The 16,888-nt window shown below is 72.2% G+C and carries 13 protein-coding genes and 1 tRNA gene; 6 read left to right on the top strand and 8 right to left on the bottom strand.

Annotated elements, in window-relative coordinates; translation table 11 throughout:
- The first annotated feature begins 6 nt into the window (after nt 1-6).
- Genes PUR61_RS39675 through PUR61_RS39660 form a run of 4 tightly spaced genes read left to right on the top strand, consistent with a single transcriptional unit; the run spans nt 7 to nt 3,262 of the window.
- Nucleotides 7-186: a hypothetical protein gene (locus PUR61_RS39675; protein WP_329884790.1), complete on the top strand. Its 180-nt coding sequence runs from the start codon at nt 7-9 to the stop codon at nt 184-186.
- A gap of 55 nt (nt 187-241) precedes the next feature.
- On the top strand, nt 242-904 hold the full coding sequence (locus PUR61_RS39670) for an aminodeoxychorismate/anthranilate synthase component II (RefSeq protein ID WP_329884789.1): 663 nt from the start codon (nt 242-244) through the stop codon (nt 902-904).
- A gap of 5 nt (nt 905-909) precedes the next feature.
- Nucleotides 910-2,367, top strand: a complete 1,458-nt coding sequence (locus PUR61_RS39665) for a class E sortase (RefSeq protein WP_329884788.1) — start codon at nt 910-912, stop codon at nt 2,365-2,367.
- A 46-nt stretch (nt 2,368-2,413) separates the two neighbouring features.
- Complete coding sequence (locus PUR61_RS39660; RefSeq protein ID WP_380518492.1) at nt 2,414-3,262, top strand: class E sortase; 849 nt, start codon at nt 2,414-2,416, stop codon at nt 3,260-3,262.
- Nucleotides 3,263-3,458: 196 nt separating this feature from the next.
- On the opposite strand, the gene pknB is transcribed toward PUR61_RS39660, so the two are convergent.
- From pknB to PUR61_RS39630, 6 genes are all read right to left on the bottom strand, one after another.
- Complete coding sequence (pknB, locus tag PUR61_RS39655) at nt 3,459-5,624, bottom strand: Stk1 family PASTA domain-containing Ser/Thr kinase (protein ID WP_329884787.1); 2,166 nt, start codon at nt 5,622-5,624, stop codon at nt 3,459-3,461.
- Nucleotides 5,625-5,982: 358 nt separating this feature from the next.
- Nucleotides 5,983-7,440 carry a peptidoglycan D,D-transpeptidase FtsI family protein gene (locus PUR61_RS39650; RefSeq protein WP_329884786.1) on the bottom strand — a complete coding sequence of 486 codons (1,458 nt, stop codon included), beginning with the start codon at nt 7,438-7,440 and terminating at the stop codon, nt 5,983-5,985.
- Nucleotides 7,437-8,921: an FtsW/RodA/SpoVE family cell cycle protein gene (locus PUR61_RS39645; protein ID WP_329884785.1), complete on the bottom strand. Its 1,485-nt coding sequence runs from the start codon at nt 8,919-8,921 to the stop codon at nt 7,437-7,439. The genes PUR61_RS39650 and PUR61_RS39645 overlap by 4 nt, the downstream gene beginning before the upstream one ends.
- 159 nt (nt 8,922-9,080) lie before the next feature.
- On the bottom strand, nt 9,081-10,781 hold the full coding sequence (locus PUR61_RS39640) for a PP2C family protein-serine/threonine phosphatase (protein WP_329884784.1): 1,701 nt from the start codon (nt 10,779-10,781) through the stop codon (nt 9,081-9,083).
- 53 nt (nt 10,782-10,834) lie between these two features.
- Nucleotides 10,835-11,368, bottom strand: coding sequence for an FHA domain-containing protein FhaB/FipA (locus PUR61_RS39635; protein ID WP_329884783.1), 534 nt, complete (start codon nt 11,366-11,368; stop codon nt 10,835-10,837).
- Nucleotides 11,369-11,414: 46 nt separating this feature from the next.
- The gene (locus PUR61_RS39630; protein ID WP_329884782.1) at nt 11,415-12,290 is read right to left on the bottom strand and encodes a DUF3662 and FHA domain-containing protein; all 876 of its coding nucleotides are present in this window, start codon (nt 12,288-12,290) and stop codon (nt 11,415-11,417) included.
- 416 nt (nt 12,291-12,706) lie between these two features.
- On the opposite strand from PUR61_RS39630, the gene PUR61_RS39625 reads away from it, so the two are divergent.
- Nucleotides 12,707-12,790: transfer RNA gene (locus PUR61_RS39625), tRNA-Leu, on the top strand.
- A 120-nt stretch (nt 12,791-12,910) separates the two neighbouring features.
- On the opposite strand, the gene PUR61_RS39620 is transcribed toward PUR61_RS39625, so the two are convergent.
- Nucleotides 12,911-14,050 (bottom strand): sensor histidine kinase, encoded by a 1,140-nt coding sequence (locus PUR61_RS39620; RefSeq protein WP_329884781.1) that lies wholly within the window; start codon nt 14,048-14,050, stop codon nt 12,911-12,913.
- A complete protein-coding gene (locus PUR61_RS39615; RefSeq protein ID WP_329884998.1) occupies nt 14,047-14,700 on the bottom strand; it encodes a response regulator transcription factor in 654 nt (217 codons plus the stop codon). The genes PUR61_RS39620 and PUR61_RS39615 overlap by 4 nt, the downstream gene beginning before the upstream one ends.
- A gap of 381 nt (nt 14,701-15,081) precedes the next feature.
- Between PUR61_RS39615 and PUR61_RS39610 the strand changes: the two genes are divergently transcribed.
- Nucleotides 15,082-16,848: a phosphatidylglycerol lysyltransferase domain-containing protein gene (locus tag PUR61_RS39610; protein ID WP_329884997.1), complete on the top strand. Its 1,767-nt coding sequence runs from the start codon at nt 15,082-15,084 to the stop codon at nt 16,846-16,848.
- Nucleotides 16,849-16,888 lie beyond the last annotated feature (40 nt).

Below are 16,888 nucleotides of genomic sequence, written 5' to 3'. Positions count from 1 at the left end.
AGCACCATGTACGGCTGGATCTGGCGACACCTCCCGGGGCCCTCCCCGGTCAAGGCCGTCATCTCGCTCCTCCTCGTGCTGGGAGTGGTCTACCTCCTCTTCACGTACGTCTTCCCGTGGGCGGAACCGCTCCTCCCCTTCGGAGACGTCACAGTGGACGGGGGCGACGACGGCGCCGTCGGCTGACCCCGGCGGAACCGCCCCTCGTCCCCAGTCCCCGCACCCCACGGAGAACGCGCGCATGACCACCCAGCCGGCCCCGCCCCGCATCCTGGTCGTCGACAACTACGACAGCTTCGTCTTCAACCTGGTCCAGTACCTCTACCAGCTCGGCGCCACCTGCGAGGTGGTCCGCAACGACGAGGTGACGGTCGGGCACGCGGTCCGCCGCGAGGGCGACACCGGATTCGACGGGGTGCTGCTCTCCCCCGGCCCGGGCTCCCCGGAGGAGGCCGGCGTCTGCATCGAGATGGTGCACCACTGCGCGCGGATCGGGCTGCCGGTGTTCGGCGTCTGCCTGGGCCTGCAGTCGATCGCGGTGGCGTACGGCGCGGTGGTCGACCGGGCACCCGAGCTGCTGCACGGCAAGACCTCGCCGGTCGAGCACGAGGACGGCGGGGTGTTCGCGGGACTGCCCTCGCCGCTCATCGCGACCCGGTACCACTCGCTGGCGGTCGAGCCGGCCACCGTGCCGGACGAGCTGGTGGTCACCGCGCGCACCGAGAGCGGCGTGATCATGGGCCTGCGCCACCGCGAGCTGGCGGTCGAGGGCGTGCAGTTCCACCCCGAGTCGGTGCTCACCGAGGGCGGTCACCGGATGCTCGCCAACTGGCTTGCCGAGTGCGGCGACCCGCTGGCCGTGGACCGTTCGGCCGGGCTCGCCCCGGTGATCGGCCGGGGCTGAGCGGCGTGACCGCGGTGCGTCCGGAGGGGCGCTACCAGCCGGACGCGGACCCGCAGAGCGGCGCCGCGGACCCGGGCGCCGGCCCGTACCCGCACGACCCGTACCGGCAGCCGTACCCTCCGGCGCAGTACCCGCAGGAGCAGTTCACCCAGGGGCCCCAGGAGCAGTACGTCCAGGAGCAGTACGTCCAGGGACAGCAGGCCCAGGGGCAGTACGCCCGGACCCCGTACCCGCAGGGGCCGTACCAGCAGGCCGGGCAGACGCCGTACCCGCAGGCGCCGTACGAGCAGGGGCCGTACGGCGCTGAGCCGTACCCGCAGAACGGCCAGTACCCGCAGAACGGCCAGTACCCGCAGAACGGCCAGTACCAGCAGTACGACCCGTACCGGGCCCAGCAGCTCCAGCAGGGCGGGCACGTGCCCGCCCAGCAGGGGCAGGGGCGGAACCAGGGTCAGGACCCGGTCCAGGGCGGCCACCCGGCGCCGGGCGGAGCCGAGGACGGCTGGGGCGTCTACGAGCAGGCCGCGCCGGCCCAGGAGGCGCTCGGGCCGCGTCCGGACGCCCAGGAGGCCCCCGGGGGCCCCTTCGAGGCGCTCGCGGCGGCCGAGACGGTCACCATGGCCGCGGTGGCCGGCGCGGACGGTCCGCCGGCCGGCGGCGGCCGGGCCGAGCGCCGCCGCGCCGCGCAGGGCCGGACGTCCGTGCGCCCGGGCAACGGGCGCCGCCGGGCGGCCGGCCGGGGCGCCGCGGGCCGGACCAAGGAGTCGCCGGCGGTGGTCGCCGCCCGCTTCCTCGGCGAGTTCTGCATCACCCTCGGCCTGGTGATGCTGCTCTTCGTCTCCTACCAGCTCTGGTGGACCAACGTGCAGGCCGACGCGGCCGCCGACGGCGCCCGCAACCAGCTGGAGGAGCAGTTCGACGCCGGTCAGCCGGCCCCGGCCGCGCCGGGCCAGCCGGCCCCCGACCCGGCCAAGCCGGAGACCTTCGAGCCCGGCAAGGGCTTCGCGATCATCCACATGCCGAAGCTGGGCCAGAAGTTCCCGATCGCCGAGGGCACCGCCAAGGGCTCCGTCCTGGACAAGGGACTGGTGGGCCACTACACCGGCACCGGCATGCCGGCCGACAAGGCGGGCAACTTCGCGCTGGCCGCGCACCGCAACACCCACGGCGAGCCGTTCCGGCGGATCAACCAGCTCGGCAAGGGCGACAAGATCGTGGTGGAGACCGCGACCGCCTACTTCACGTACGAGGTCACCGGGGGCATCCCGGAGACCCCGCCGTCCAACGTGAGCGTGATCAAGCCGGTCCCGAACGGCGCCGGTTACGGCCAGGCCGGCCGCTACATCACGCTGACCACCTGCACGCCGGAGTTCAGCTCGAAGTACCGGCTGATCGTCTTTGGCAAGATGATCGACGAACGGCCGCGCAGCCAGGGCAAGCCGGCCGCCCTCACGGCGGGCTGACGACGGCCCCGGGGCGGCCCGAGGGCGGCCCGGGAAGGGGAGAGACGTGACCCAGGGGACCGAGGTGGTGGCCGAGGAGGCCTTCCCGCCGCCCGAACCCGCGCACGGGGACGGGCCCGGGCGCGGCCCGGCCGGCCGGCGGCGTCGTGGACGGGCGCTGGCCGTGCTCGGGGTCTTCGGCGAGCTGCTGATCACCCTGGGGCTGGTGCTCGGCCTCTTCGTCTCCTACTCGCTCTGGTGGACCGACGTGCTGGCGGACCGTTCCGCCGCCGTGGCCTCCGACCAGCTGCGCGAGTCCTGGGCGGCCGGCCCGGCCACTCCCCCGTCGAGCGCCCCGGGCACCCCCGGCGCCTCCGGCACCCCGGCACCGGCCGGCACACCGGGAGCCGGACCGTCCTACGCGGCGGGCGACGGGATCGGCTTCCTGCACGTCCCGGCGATGGGCCGGGACTACCAGGTGCTGATCCGGATGGGCACCGACCCCGACACCCTGTCCGAGGGCGTCGCCGGGGTGTACGAGCAGCCGTACCGCTCGGCGATGCCCTGGGACGCCACCGGCAACTTCACGCTGGCGGCGCACCGGGACGGCCACGGCGCGAAGTTCCACGACCTGGACGCCGTGGGCAAGGGCGCCGCGGTCGTCGTCGAGACACGGGACAAGTGGTACGTCTACCGGGTCGACAACACCCTGCCGGAGACGTCCAAGTTCGACACCGGCATCGTCGCGCCCGTACCGAAGGGCTCCGGCTACGCCGGGCCCGGCCGGTACATCACGCTGACCACCTGCACGCCGGTCTACACCTCGCGCTACCGGATGGCGGTCTGGGGGAGCCTGGTGCGGGTGGACGACATGGACGCCAAGCGCACCCCGCCGCCGGAGCTGCGGCACTCCTGAGGCCGCGCCGCAGCGGCGGGGCGCCCGGCGCGCGCGCCCGGCGCCCGGGAAGCCCGAGGGCCCGTCGACGGAGTGTCGACGGGCCCTCGGGCTTTCAAGCGCTCGGGCGTCAGGCGCTCGGGCGTTCAGGTGCTCCCGGAAACAACTCGGCCGGCCGGCCCGGTTCCGACGTGCTCAGAACCAGGGGAACCAGGGCTTAGTTGTTGGGTCCCCCTTTGGTGTTGGAGGGCGTGGGGATACCGGGGATCCCGGGGATGGTGGGGGTGTCGCCCCCTTTGGGCGGATCCGCCGCCTTGGTCATCAGCCCGATCGAGGTCTGCGGGTCCACCTGGGTCCCGGCCTGCGGGGTGGAACTGGTGACCAGCGAGGCCGGGTCCGCCGGACCGAACACGATGGTGTACTTCAGGCCCGCGGTCTCCAGCTGCTTGATGGCGTCCCTGAGGACGACGTTCGTCAGCGGCGGGACGGTGACCTTGTCCGGCGCCTTGAAGACGGTCAGCTGGATCTTCGAGGCCGCCGCGACCTTGCTGTTGGCCGTCGGCGTCTGCGAGGCCACGGTGTTGACCTTGCTCGGGTCGTTGGTCGTGGTGGTCTTCGAGGCGTCGACCTGGAAGCCGGCGCTCTCCAGGGTGGCCTGCGCGGCCTCCTTGGGCTGGCCGACCACGTTGGGCACGGCGACCTTCGCCTTGCCCTGCGAGACGGTGAGCTTGATCGGGGCGGTCGGGTCGGCACCCGCGTTGGGGGGCGGGTCCTGGCCGGTGACCTGCTCCAGCGGAGCGTTCTCGTCGTCCTTGTACTCGGAGGTGACGTTGGTGAACCCTGCGTCGGCCAGCGCCTTGACGGCCTGTTCCTTGGTCTTGCCGGTCACGGCCGGCACGGCGGCCTTGGCCGGGCCGGAGGAGAGCTGCACGGTGATCGTGCCGGCCTCCGCGAGCTGGCCGCCGACCGCCGGGTTCTGGGTGCAGACCTGGTCCTTCTTCACCGCGGCGTCCGGGCAGGCGACCTTCTCGCCCTCGGTGACCACCAGCTTGGGACCGGCCTGGGTGGCGAGCGTCTTGGCCTCCGCCAGGCTCTTGCCGACCAGGTTCGGCACCGCGACCTTCGGCGCCTCCTTCGGGGTGTCGCCCTTCGAGTTGCCGAACATCGCCTGCGCGACGAAGAAGGTGCCCACCAGGACCAGGACGGCGGCGACCGCCAGCACGATCCAGGAGGTGTTGCTCTTCTTCGGCGGCTCCCCGCCGCGCCGGCCGCTGCGGCCGTACCCGTCGTCGTAGCCGTCGTTGCCGCCGCCCTGGGCGCCGGCGTAGGTCTGGCCGTACCCGTCGTCGTAGCCGGGGCCCTGGGGCTGCGGGTAGCCGGCCGGGGAGGCCTGCGGCAGCACCGTGGTCGGTCCGCCGGCGGCGTGCTGCGGCAGCATGTTGGTCTGGCCGTACGGGTCGTGCTGCGGGTAGCCGTTCTGGTCGTAGCCGTACCCGGCGGCGCCCATGCCGTAGGCGGCGGCCTGCTGGGCGGCGGCCACCGGCAGGCCGTCGAGGAAGCGCTCGATGTCGTCGCGCATCTCGTCGGCGCTCTGGTAGCGGTAGTCGCGGTCCTTGGCGAGCGCCTTGAGCACGATCGCGTCGACCTCGGGGCGGACCTCGGGGTCGAAGACGGACGGCGGCTGCGCCTCCTCCCGGACGTGCTGGTAGGCGACCGCCACGGGGGAGTCGCCGACGAACGGCGGGCGGACGGTCAGCAGCTCGTAGAGCAGGCAGCCGGTGGAGTAGAGGTCGGACCTGGCGTCCACCTGCTCGCCCTTGGCCTGCTCCGGGGAGAGGTACTGGGCGGTGCCGATGACGGCCGAGGTCTGCGTCATCGTCATGCCGGCGTCGCCCATCGCGCGGGCGATGCCGAAGTCCATGACCTTGACGTTGCCCTGCCGGGTCAGCATGACGTTGGCGGGCTTGATGTCGCGGTGCACGATGCCGGCCCGGTGCGAGTACTCCAGGGCCTGCAGGATGCCGATGGTCATCTCCAGCGCGCGCTCCGGCAGCAGCCGGCGCCCGGAGTGCAGCAGCTCCCGCAGCGTGGACCCCTCGACGTACTCCATCACGATGTACGGGATGGAGATCCCGTCGATGTAGTCCTCGCCGGTGTCGTAGACGGCGACGATGGCGGGGTGGTTGAGTGACGCCGCGGACTGTGCCTCACGACGGAAGCGGGCCTGGAACGACGGATCCCGGGCCATGTCGGCCCGGAGCGTCTTCACTGCGACGGAGCGGCCGAGCCGGGTGTCATGGCCGAGGTACACCTCGGCCATGCCGCCGCGCCCCAGGACGCCGCCGAGCTCGTACCTGCCGCCTAGGCGACGAGGCTCTTCCATAGTTCCGACCCTCTCCCTCACCCGCCGGTGAGGTTCTGACGTAGGTGTCCCCGCACGCTCCCTGTGACGCCGCCCGGGCCCCGGGTGGTTCTGCGTTCAGGACCGTGCGGCGTCTCGCGGGCGGCAACGGGTACACCCGCTGCTGCGGATACGCTACCGGTCGCACCGCGCCGGACCCGAGTCGACCGCAGGCCGATATCAGACCGGTACCCGGACAGGGGTGCCGATCGTGACATTTCACTCACCCGCGGAAGCCGTCCGCGCCCGCCCCGGGGGCCTCCCGGAACGGGCGGAAGCGGTGGATCCGGCGGGCCCCGCGGACCCGGTCGGCCGGGCACGACCGGCCGGACGCGGCCGGCTACTTCCCGAGCGTCGCCTGCATCACCGACTTGGCGATCGGCGCGGCCAGCCGGCCGCCGCTGATGCCGTCACGGTTGTTGGAGCCGTCCTCGACCACCACCGCGACCGCGACCGAGCGGCCGTCGGCCGCCTTGGCGTAGGAGGTGAACCAGGCGAACGGCAGACCCGCGTTGTCCTCGCCGTGCTGGGCGGTGCCGGTCTTGCCGCCGACCGTCAGGTCGGGGATCCGGGCGTTCCTGCCGGTGCCGTTCTCGACCACCGAGACCATCATCTCCTGCAGCTTCTGCGCGGTGGCCGGGCTGATCGGCTGCGAGAACTGCTTCTCGGTGTGCTTGGAGATGGTGGTCAGCGAGGCCGAGCGCTCCTGGTCGACCAGGTAGGGCTGCATCAGCGAGCCGTTGTTGGCGATCGCCGCCGTCACCATGGCGATCTGCAGGGGCGTGGCCCGGGTGTCGTGCTGGCCGATGGAGTCGAGCGCGGTGCCGTCCGGGGTGGAGTCGGTCGGGAAGACGCTCTTCTCGGAACGGACGGGGGTGTCCACGGTGCTGTTGAAGCCGAACTTCTCGGCCTGCGCCCGCATCTTGTCCTTGCCCAGGTCCGCGCCGATCTTGCCGTAGACCGTGTTGCAGGACTGGTCCATGCCGGACTTGAGCGTGGCGTTCTCGCACTGCTCCTTGTCGGACTCGTTCTTCAGCTCGGTCTTGGTGCCGGGCAGGACGTACGGGTTCGGCGTCTTGGTGGCGTCGTCGATGTTCTGGTAGAGGCCGTTCTCGAACGCCGCCGCCGCGGTGACCAGCTTGAAGGTCGAGCCCGGCGGGTAGGTCTCGCGCAGCGCCCGGTTGAGCATCGGCTTGTTCGGGTCGGCGTTGAGGTCGGTCCAGGCCTTGGAGTCGGCGGACTCGTTGCCGGCGAAGACACCGGGGTCGTACGACGGCGTGGAGACCAGGGCCAGGATCGCGCCCGTGCGCGGGTCGAGCGCGACGACCGCGCCCTTCTTGTTGCCGAGCCCCTCGAAGGCGGCCTTCTGGGCCTTGGCGTTGATGGTGGTGACGACGTCACCGCCCTTCTTCGGCTCCCCGGTCAGCATGTCCAGGGTGTTGCGGAAGAAGAGCCGGTCGTCGTTGCCGGAGAGCACGCCGTCCTCCAGCTGCTCCAGCTGGCTGGCCCCGAAGGCCTGCGAGGAGTAGCCGGTGACCGGTGCGTACATCGGGCCGTCGACCCAGGACCGCTTGTACTTGTAGCGCAGGCCGTTGACGAAGGCGGACTGGGTGACCGGCTGGCCGTCGACGATGATGTTGCCGCGCGGGTGGGCGTACCGGTCGTAGATCTGGCGCTTGTTGTTCTTGTTGGTGGCCCAGGCGTCGGCCTGGACGCCCTGCACCCAGTTGGTGCGCACCATGAGGGCCAGGATCAGGACGAGACAGAAGATCGAGACCCGGCGGATCGGCTTGTTCACGAGGCTGCTCCCCCCTGGAGCTCGCTGGCGGGAGCGGGTTCCACGCCCGGGCGGCGGGCGCTGTCGCTGATCTTCAGCAGGATCGCGACCAGGGCCCAGTTGGCGACCACCGAGGACCCGCCCTGGGCGAGGAACGGCATGGTCATACCGGTCAGCGGGATCAGCCCGGTGACGCCGCCGGCCACCACGAAGACCTGGAGCGCCATGGCCGAGGAGAGGCCGACGGCGAAGAGCTTGCCGAACGGGTCGCGGGTGGCGACGGCCGTGCGCAGGCCGCGCTGGATCAGCAGGGCGTAGAGCATGAAGATCGCCATCATGCCGGTGAGGCCCAGCTCCTCGCCGAAGGAGCCGAGGATGAAGTCGCTCTTGGCGGCGAAGTCGATCAGCCAGGACCGCCCCTGCCCGAGGCCGGAGCCGGTCACCCCGCCGGAGCCGAGCGCCATCAGCGACTGGCCGATCTGCTCGGTGGCGCCGGGCGGGTGGTTCGGCGAGAAGGCGGCCATCGGGTCGAGCCAGGCGTCGATGCGGGTCTTCACGTGGCTGGTGGTCGAGGCCACCAGGACCGCGCCGCTGACCGACATCAGGAGCCCGAAGATGATCCAGCTGGTCCGCTCAGTGGCGACGTAGAGCATCACCACGAAGAGGCCGAAGTACAGGAAGGACGAGCCGAGGTCGTTCTCGAAGATCAGGATCAGCAGGCTGAGGAGCCAGATCACGATGATCGGACCGAGGTCGCGGCCGCGCGGCAGGTAGAGGCCCATGAAGCGGCGGCTGGCCAGGGCCAGGGCGTCCCGCTTGACCATCAGGTAGCCGGCGAAGAAGACGGTCAGGATGATCTTGGCGAACTCACCGGGCTGGATCGAGAAGGCGCCCATCCGGATCCAGATCTTGGCCCCGAAGTCCTCCTGGCGCGCCGGGAAGAAGGCCGGCGCGGCGAGCAGCACCAGGGCCACCACCATCGAGATGTAGGTGTAGCGCTGGAGGACCCGGTGGTCCTTCAGGAAGACCATCACCACGATGAAGAACGCGACCCCGAGCCCCGACCACATCAGCTGGTTGGGGGCCGCCGCGAAGTTCTTGTGCAGCAGCGGTCCGGCCTTGTCGAGCCGCCAGATCATCACCACGCCGAGCCCGTTGAGCAGGGTGGCGATGGGCAGCATCAGCGGGTCCGCGTAGGGGGCGAACTTCCGCATCAGCAGGTGCGCGATCAGCGCGAGGGCCCCCATGCCGAGGCCGTAGCCGAGCATGCCGGTGGGCAGCGCGTCGTCCATCGCCAGGCCCACGTTGGCGTAGGCCAGGACCGGCAGCAGCACCGCGAAGGCCAGCAGGGCCAGCTCGGTGTTGCGGCGGTTCGGCGTGCCCTGCGGCGAGATGGTGGTGTTGCCGCGGCGCCGCGAGGACGCGCGGTCGGCGGGGACACCGCCGGCCCGGCGTCCGTCGGACCGGTTGTTCGCGTCGTTGCTCAGGTCGAAGGTGCTCATGCTCCCGCCTCTCCCCCGGCCCCGGGCCCGGGGGACACCCGGGGACCGGCGGGGGCGTTCGCCCGGGAACGCCTCTCGGTGGTCTGCTCGCTCACGTGGTGGCCGCTCCCTGCCGGCCGGCGGGCCCGCGCGGGGCGGGCCTATGTCGGGTCGCGGCCGTCACGGCTTCGGGCAGGAGTCGGCCCGCTGCCGCTCCTCGTCGCTCAGGCCGGGCAGGTCGTTCTGCGGTGCGGCCGGTGCGGCGGCGCTCTGGCTGGGCGCGGCCGCGGACGGCGTGGCGGGGGCCGGAGAGCTCTGGGTCGGGGTGGGCGAGGGCACGCCTGCCGCCGGGGCCCGGGTGGTGGACGGGCTGGGCGGCGCGGTGGCGGTCACGAACCCGGCCTGCAGCGTCGTCCCTGCGGGTCCGCCGGCCGCCGAGGCGGGGACGGTCGGGGCGGTCCCGGGGAGCGCGGGTACCGTCCCGGGGACGGTGTTGGCCGCGGCGGTCCGGGCGTCGGCGACCTTGCGGCAGAGCGCGGCCTGCTCGCCCAGCTTCTTCACCTTGTCGCCGGCGTCGCCGAGGCTGCTCGCCGAGATGGTGTTGGCGACGTGGGTGCGCTGGTCCTGCGGCAGGAACTTGAGCTCGATGTCCTTGTACGGGGTGTGCACCGAGGAGAGGTTCAGTCCGGCCAGGCTCTGGTGGACGCCCTGGTAGACCGCGACGTGGTCGCCGTCGGCGCCGACGTAGTACTGGCTCTGGGTCCACTGGTAACCGAAGAAGCCGCCCGCGCCGAGCAGGCCCAGCGTGACCAGGCCGACCAGCGAGAACGCCAGCGCCCGGTTCTTCCGCTTCGGGCGGGGCTCCTCGTCGAAGTCCTCGGCGCCGTACGCCGCAGGTTCGCCGGCGTAGCCCTCCGGGTACCCCTCGGGGTAGCCCTCGGCCGGGCCGAAGCCGCCCTGGCCGTCGCCCGGGTAGCCGGGGTCGTAGCCCGCGGCCGGGCCGAACGCGCCCTGCGGGCCGCGGCCGAGCCCGGCGGCACGGCCTGCCGGGGTGTCGCGGATCGACCGGTCGGCGGCGGCCGAGGACGGCGGGGTCTCGGCGACCGCGCCGACCACCACGGGGACGTCGCTGAACTGGCCGCTCAGGGTGTCCGTGGCGCCGACGTCGAGGACGTCCGCGACGATGCAGGTGATGTTGTCCGGACCGCCGCCGCGCAGGGCGAGCTGGATCAGCTCCTGCACGGTCTGCTCGGGCGAGTAGTAGCTGCCGAGGGTGTCCTGGAGGGTCTGGTGGCTGACCGGGCCGGAGAGGCCGTCGGAGCAGATCAGGTAGCGGTCGCCGGCCCGGACCTCGCGGATCGAGAGGTCGGGCTCGACCTGGCCGCGGCCGTCCAGCGCCCGCATCAGCAGTGAGCGCTGCGGGTGGGTCTCGGCCTCCTCCGGGGTGATCCGGCCCTCGTCGACCAGCCGCTGCACCCAGGTGTGGTCCTGGGTGATCTGCACCAGTGCGCCGTCGCGCAGCAGGTAGGCGCGGGAGTCGCCGACGTGGACGAGGCCCATTCGCTGGCCGGTCCAGAGCATCGCGGTGAGGGTACAGCCCATGCCTTCGAGCTGCGGGTCCTCCTCGACCATCTGGCGAAGCCGGTCGTTGGCGCCCTGGACCGCATCGCCGAGGAGGGTCAGCAGATCGGCGCCCGGCACGTCCTCGTCCAGCCGGACGATCGAGCCGAGCACTTCGGAGGACGCGACCTCACCGGCCGCCGCACCGCCCATGCCGTCGGCCACGGCCAGCAGCCGCGGGCCGGCATAGCCGGAGTCCTCGTTCCCCTCCCGGATCAGTCCCTTGTGGGAGCCGGCGGCGAAGCGCAGCACCAGGGTCATGCGACCTGTGCCCCCCTCTGGGTCATGGACGGGATGCTGTCCCTCATGCGCTACTACTTCCGCAGTTCGATGACGGTCCTGCCGATACGGATCGGCATGCCCGGCTGGAGCGGGGTCGGCGCGGTCAGGCGCTGACGGTCCAGATAGGTGCCGTTGGTGGAGCCTAGATCCTCGACCGTCCACTGCCCAGTCTGGTCGGGATAGATCCTGGCATGCCGGGAGGACGCGTAGTCGTCGTCCAGCACGATGGTGGAGTCATGGGCCCGGCCCAGGGTGATGGTCTGGCCCTGGAGCGCGACGGTGGTTCCGGCCAGCGAGCCCTGGACCACGACGAGCTGGGTGGGTGCGCCGCGTCGCCGCCCGCCGCCCTGGGTCTGCGGACCGGCGGAGGGCTGGGCCTGCGCCCCGCGTCCCGGCGCCGGGGTCGCGGTGCCGGCGGCGGCCGCGGCGGCGCCCCGGCGGGACGCACGGGGGTTCACCCTCGTCCCGAACAGGTCGCTGCGGATCACCTGGACCGCCACGATGACGAACAGCCACAGGACGGCGAGGAAGCCGAGCCGCATGACCGTGAGGGTCAGTTCTGACATGGCCGGCCCGCCCGTGAGTGAGCGAAGCGCGCGAACAAATCGGACACTACCCTTCGACCTGTCGGTAGACGATGGTGGTGGAGCCCACGACGATTCGAGAGCCGTCGCGGAGCGTAGCGCGCTGGGTGTGCTGTCCGTCCACCACGATGCCGTTGGTGGAACCCAGGTCGAGCACCATCGAGGGGGTACCGGGCCGGATCTCGGCGTGCTTGCGGGAGACTCCGGGGTCGTCGATGCGCACGTCGGCCTCGGTCGAGCGGCCGAGCACGCACGCGTTCCCGGTGATCTGGTGCCGGGCGCCGTTCACCTCGATCCAGCGGCGCACCGACGTGCCGTGGCCGGCGCCCGGGAACGGGCGCACGTTGCCGCCGCCGGGGGCACCGGGGGGCGCGGCGGGGGGAGCGGCGGGCGGCGGGGGCGGGCTGTACGGGGCGGTGCCCTGCTGCTGCCACGGTGCGCCGGGAGCCGGGGCGGCCGGCGGCCGCCCGTAGCCGGGCTGGGTGGGCTGCGCGGGCGCCTGCTGCTGCTGTTGCGGCGGCGGGGACTCCTCGGCCGCCAGGGTGCGGCTGCGCACCCGGTACAGGCCGGTGTCGAGGTCGTCGGCCTTCTCCAGGTTCACCTGGAGCGGACCCATGAAGCTGTACCGCTGGGCCTCGGCGTACTCGCGGACCATGCCGGACAGCTCGGTGCCCAGCTGCCCGGAGTAGGGGCTCAGCCGCTCGAAGTCGTGCGGGCTCAGCTCGACGATGAAGTCGTTGGGCACGACGGTGCGCTCGCGGTTCCAGATGCTCGCGTTGTTGTCGCACTCGCGCTGCAGCGCTCCGGCGATCTCCACGGGCTGGACCTCGGACTTGAACACCTTGGCGAAGGTGCCGTTGACGAGACCCTCGAGTCGCTGCTCGAACTTCTTCAGCACTCCCATGGGGCACCCCCTTCCAGGGTTCGTTCGCCTGCCTGCCGACCGGATTCCGGGGAGCCGGTCGCGCCTACTTGCGGTACTTCCGTACTGATCGTATCCACGCCGGGGCCATCCGTACGGTTCCCGGACCACGTGGTGCCCGGGGGTGGGCTCGGACACACAGGGTGACGCATTCGGGCGGCAGCATGCCAGGGCTACCCGTTCGACGGGCCCGCCATCCCTCGTCCGCCTGTTCGCCGGGCATCTGTTCGGATGCGCCCGGCCTCTGCGGGGAACGGATTCGGAGGTGACCCGCTGGTCGTGCTACTGTTTTCCACGTCGGAAGGGGCACCCGCAAGGGGGCCGGATCGAAGAGACGCAAGGGCCACATGGTACCGAGCAGCTCGGCTGATCGGCTGGCAACCACGACAGACACCCATGCGCGGGTGGCGGAATAGGCAGACGCGCTGGATTCAGGTTCCAGTGCCCGAAAGGGCGTGGGGGTTCAACTCCCCCCTCGCGCACAGTGAAACCCCGCAGGTCTTCGGACCTGCGGGGTTTTCTCGTTCTCCCGAGCGCCCCCGCCTGCGGAGGGAGCCGGAGGCGGCCCGTTCCGAGGCGCGTCCCGAGGCGCGTCCCGGGGGTCAGTTCCGGCTGGCCGGGAGCTCGGCCCGGACCTCGAAACCGCCGTCCGTGGTGGGTCCGGCGGCGAGCGAGCCGCCGAGCAGCTGGGCGCGCTCGCGCAGGCCGACCAGGCCGTGGCCGCCGCCCGGCAGCGTCTGGACGGGCGGGACCGGCGGGGCCTCGTTGCGGACCTCCACCCGCAGCCTGCGACCCCGGGCCTTGACCCGTACGTGCACCGCGGCCTCCGGGGCGTACTTGGTGATGTTGGTGAGCGCCTCCTGGACGGTGCGGTAGGCGGCCCGCTCGACCGCCTCGGGCCAGGGGCGGTCGCCGGGGGTCAGCTCGGCGTCGGCGGACAGCCCGCTCTCCTCGATCAGCCGGGGGAGGTCGGCCAGGCGGGGCTGCGGAGCCAGCGGGGTGTCCATCCGCGGGCCGCCGGCCCGCAGCACCCCGACCATCTGGCGCAGTTCCTCCAGGGTCCGGACGGAGAGCTCCCGGATGGTGCGGGCCGTGGTCACCGCGGCCGGGTCGGGGGTCGAGACCTGGAGCGCGCCGGCCTGGATGCTGATCAGGCTGACCTGGTGCGAGACGACGTCGTGCATCTCCCGGGCCAGCCGGCCGCGCTCGTCGCTCAGCACCCGCTCGGCGAGCAGCCGGCTCTCCCGCGCCTGGCCCCGGGTCAGCTCGTCCAGCCGGGCCGCGAGCTCGCGCCTGGTCCGGGAGAGCAGGCCGGTGGCGGCCGGACCGGCCGCCAGCATCACGGACTGGATCGCGTACAGCGCGGTGTCCCGGCTGAGGGCGAAGGTCTGCTCGTAGACCGGCCAGTGGAAGAACTCGACCAGGGCGAACAGGGTGGCGCAGGGCACCACCACCCGGGGGCTGGGGCGCTCGGCCGCCACCGTGTAGACGGCCGTGATCGGGGCGAGCCAGATGTCGTCGAGGTAGCTGCCGGGCATGACCAGCAGCAGGACGGTGACCGGGAAGCGCCGCCGCCAGAGCAGCGCGACGGCGGCCAGCACGGAGAGCAGGGTCTGCCAGAGCGGGGCGCCCCGGGCCACCAGGGCGGCGTCGACCAGGGAGTAGAGCGCCGGCAGCAGGAGCATCAGCCAGGGGACGGTGAACCCCGCCGGGAGCCGTCTGCCGGGGGAGAGGTCGCTCATGCCCCGTCGCTCGGCCTGGGCCGCACCAGCCCGGCCCGGTGGGCGATGACGGCGGCCTGGACCCGGTTGGCGGCGCTGAGCTTGCCGAGGATCGCGCTGATGTGGTCCTTCACGGTGCCGGTACCGAGGAAGAGCCGGTCGGCGATCTCGGCGTTGGACAGGCCCTCGCCGAGGAGCGCCAGCACGTCCAGCTCGCGGCCGGTCAGGGTGCGGGCCAGGGTCGCCGCCTCGGCGTCCGGGCCGCCGCCGTCGACGTAGCCGCCGATCACCGTCCGGGTCACGGTCGGGGAGAGGATGTTGCCACCGGCCGCGAGCACCCGGACGGCGTGCACCAGCTGCTCCGGGGCGGTGTCCTTGAGCAGGAAGCCGGACGCGCCGGCCCGCAGCGCGGTGCCGATGTACTCGTCGGTGTCGAAGGTGGTGAGCATCGCCACGGCCGGCGGGTCGGGCAGCGCGCGCACCCGGCGGAGCACCGAGATGCCGTCCATGTCGGGCATCCGGATGTCGAGCAGCACCACGTGCGGGCGCAGCCGGCGGACGTACTCCTCGGCCTGTCCGCCGGAGCAGTCGCCGACCACCTCCAGGTCGGCGGCGGACCCGACGATCAGCCCGAGTCCGGACCTCACCAGGATCTCGTCGTCCACGATCAGCACGCGGGTGGTGGTGATGGGTCCCTCCTCGGTTCGGCGGACGGGGCCGGGCCGGTCCGCATGACTGGATTCGAGGGTAGGGCCTGAGCGGCCGGGACCGCGGTTCGGCCGGTCGTGAACCCCCGCCGTTCGGCGGGGGTGTGAATCGCCTACCTGGTTCACGCGATTCTCTCCCGGGGTGGGGAACCATGGAGTTGGCTGCCGCTCCATCGGTCTGCCGGCCGAGGCGAGCGGTCGGTCGGGTCGTCGGGCCTGTACGGAGTGCCCGACCTCGGGCCGTGTGCGGATGCGCCCCACCATCTGATCGTTTGGAATTGAGCTGTGTCGTCCACTCTGAAGCCGGAGCCGTCCACGTCCTCCGCCGGGTCCCGGCCCGGCCTCCTGGAGCGCTGGCGCCCTCGGGCCGCCGCGGCGACCGTCTGGTACCTGCGGCTGCTCGCCCTGCTGAACCTGGTCACCGTGCTGCTGGTGCCGTTCCGGGACCAGGTCGAGACGCACAACGAGGGTGAGTACTTCACCCCGTACCTGATGACGGCGGGCCTGAGCAGTGCGGTGCTGTCGGCCTTCCTCGCGATCGCGATGCGGCGGCGCAAGCGGGCCGCGTGGATCTTCAACATCGCGCTCGCCGGCGTGTTCGCACTGCTCTACCTGGCTGCCATGTCGCTGCCCGGCGAGGGCTTCAACGAGCACCCGCTGAACTACGTCTCCACCGTGCTGACCTGTCTGTTCGTGCTGGCCCTGGTGATCGGCCGGAAGGAGTTCACCTCCAAGGGGGACCGCTCCAACCCGAAGACGGCGGCGGCCACCTTCGTGGCCGGCCTGGGCTTCGGCGGGGTGGTCGGGGCCGCGCTGGTCGCCCTGACCAACGACCTCGACGGCGCCGGCTTCTGGGACATGTTCCGCTACTCGGTCGGCCGGATGGTCACCGTCACGCCGTCCGAGCACCTGCGTTCCGTGATCGACGCCCCGACCTGGGTGAACGCGGTCATCAACGCGATGGGCGCGCTGCTCTTCCTGCTGGTGCTCTACGTCGCCTTCCGCAGCCCCCGCAACAAGGAGCTGCTGACCGCCGAGGACGAGGAGCGCCTGCGCGGGCTGCTGGACCGGCAGGGCGACCGGGACTCGCTGGGCTACTTCGCGCTCCGCCGGGACAAGGCCGTGGTGTTCTCGCCGAGCGGCAAGGCGGCGGTCACCTACCGGGTGATCGGTGGTGTCTCGCTGGCCTCCGGCGACCCGATCGGCGACCCCGAGGCCTGGCCGGGGGCGATCGACGCCTGGCTGTCCGAGGCCCGTGAGCACGCCTGGGCGCCCGCCGTGATGGGCGCCTCCGAGGAGGCCGGCGTGATCTACGCCCGGCACGGCCTCGACGCGCTGGAGCTGGGCGACGAGGCGATCGTCGAGCTGGACGAGTTCTCGCTCGACGGCCGGGCGATGCGGGTGGTGCGGCAGGCCTACAACCGGGTCAAGCGGGCCGGGTACACGGTGCGGATCCGCCGGCACGAGGAGATCCCCGAGTCGGAGATGGCCGAGCTGGTCGCCAAGGCCGACCAGTGGCGGGACGGCGCGACCGAGCGCGGTTTCTCGATGGCGCTGGGCCGGCTGGGCGACCCGGGCGACGGCCGCTGCGTGATGCTGGAGTGCCACGACGGCGACGGTGAGCTGAAGGCGCTGCTGAGCTTCGTGCCGTGGGGTGCGGACGGGCTCTCGCTGGACCTGATGCGGCGGGCCCGGGACACCGAGAACGGCCTGATGGAGTTCATGGTGATCGAACTCCTGCAGCGCGCGGGCGAGGTGAATCTGGCCCGGGTCTCGCTGAACTTCGCGATGTTCCGTTCCGTTTTCGAGCGCGGTTCGAAGCTCGGCGCCGGTCCGGTGCTGCGGCTCTGGCGCTCCGTTCTGGGCTTCTTCTCGCGCTGGTGGCAGATCGAATCCCTGTACCGCGCGAACGCCAAGTACCGGCCGATCTGGGAGCCGCGTTATCTGCTGTTCGAGAAGAGCAGCGAGATTCCGCGGATCGGCATCGCCAGCGCCCGGGCCGAGGGCTTCATCACCGCGCCGAGTCTGCCCGCCCTGTTCCGTCGTCGACACACGGGAACTGCCGTCGCGGAGCCCCGGGTGCCGGTGGCGGCGAAGGCCGGGAAGGGGTAGTCCCTCCGCCGGGGGGCGGAGGGAGCCGGACGTCCGGATG

This window comes from Streptomyces sp. BE20 (assembly GCF_036322525.1).
Lineage (GTDB): Bacteria > Actinomycetota > Actinomycetes > Streptomycetales > Streptomycetaceae > Kitasatospora.
This window is presented reverse-complemented; position numbering and strand designations above follow the sequence as displayed.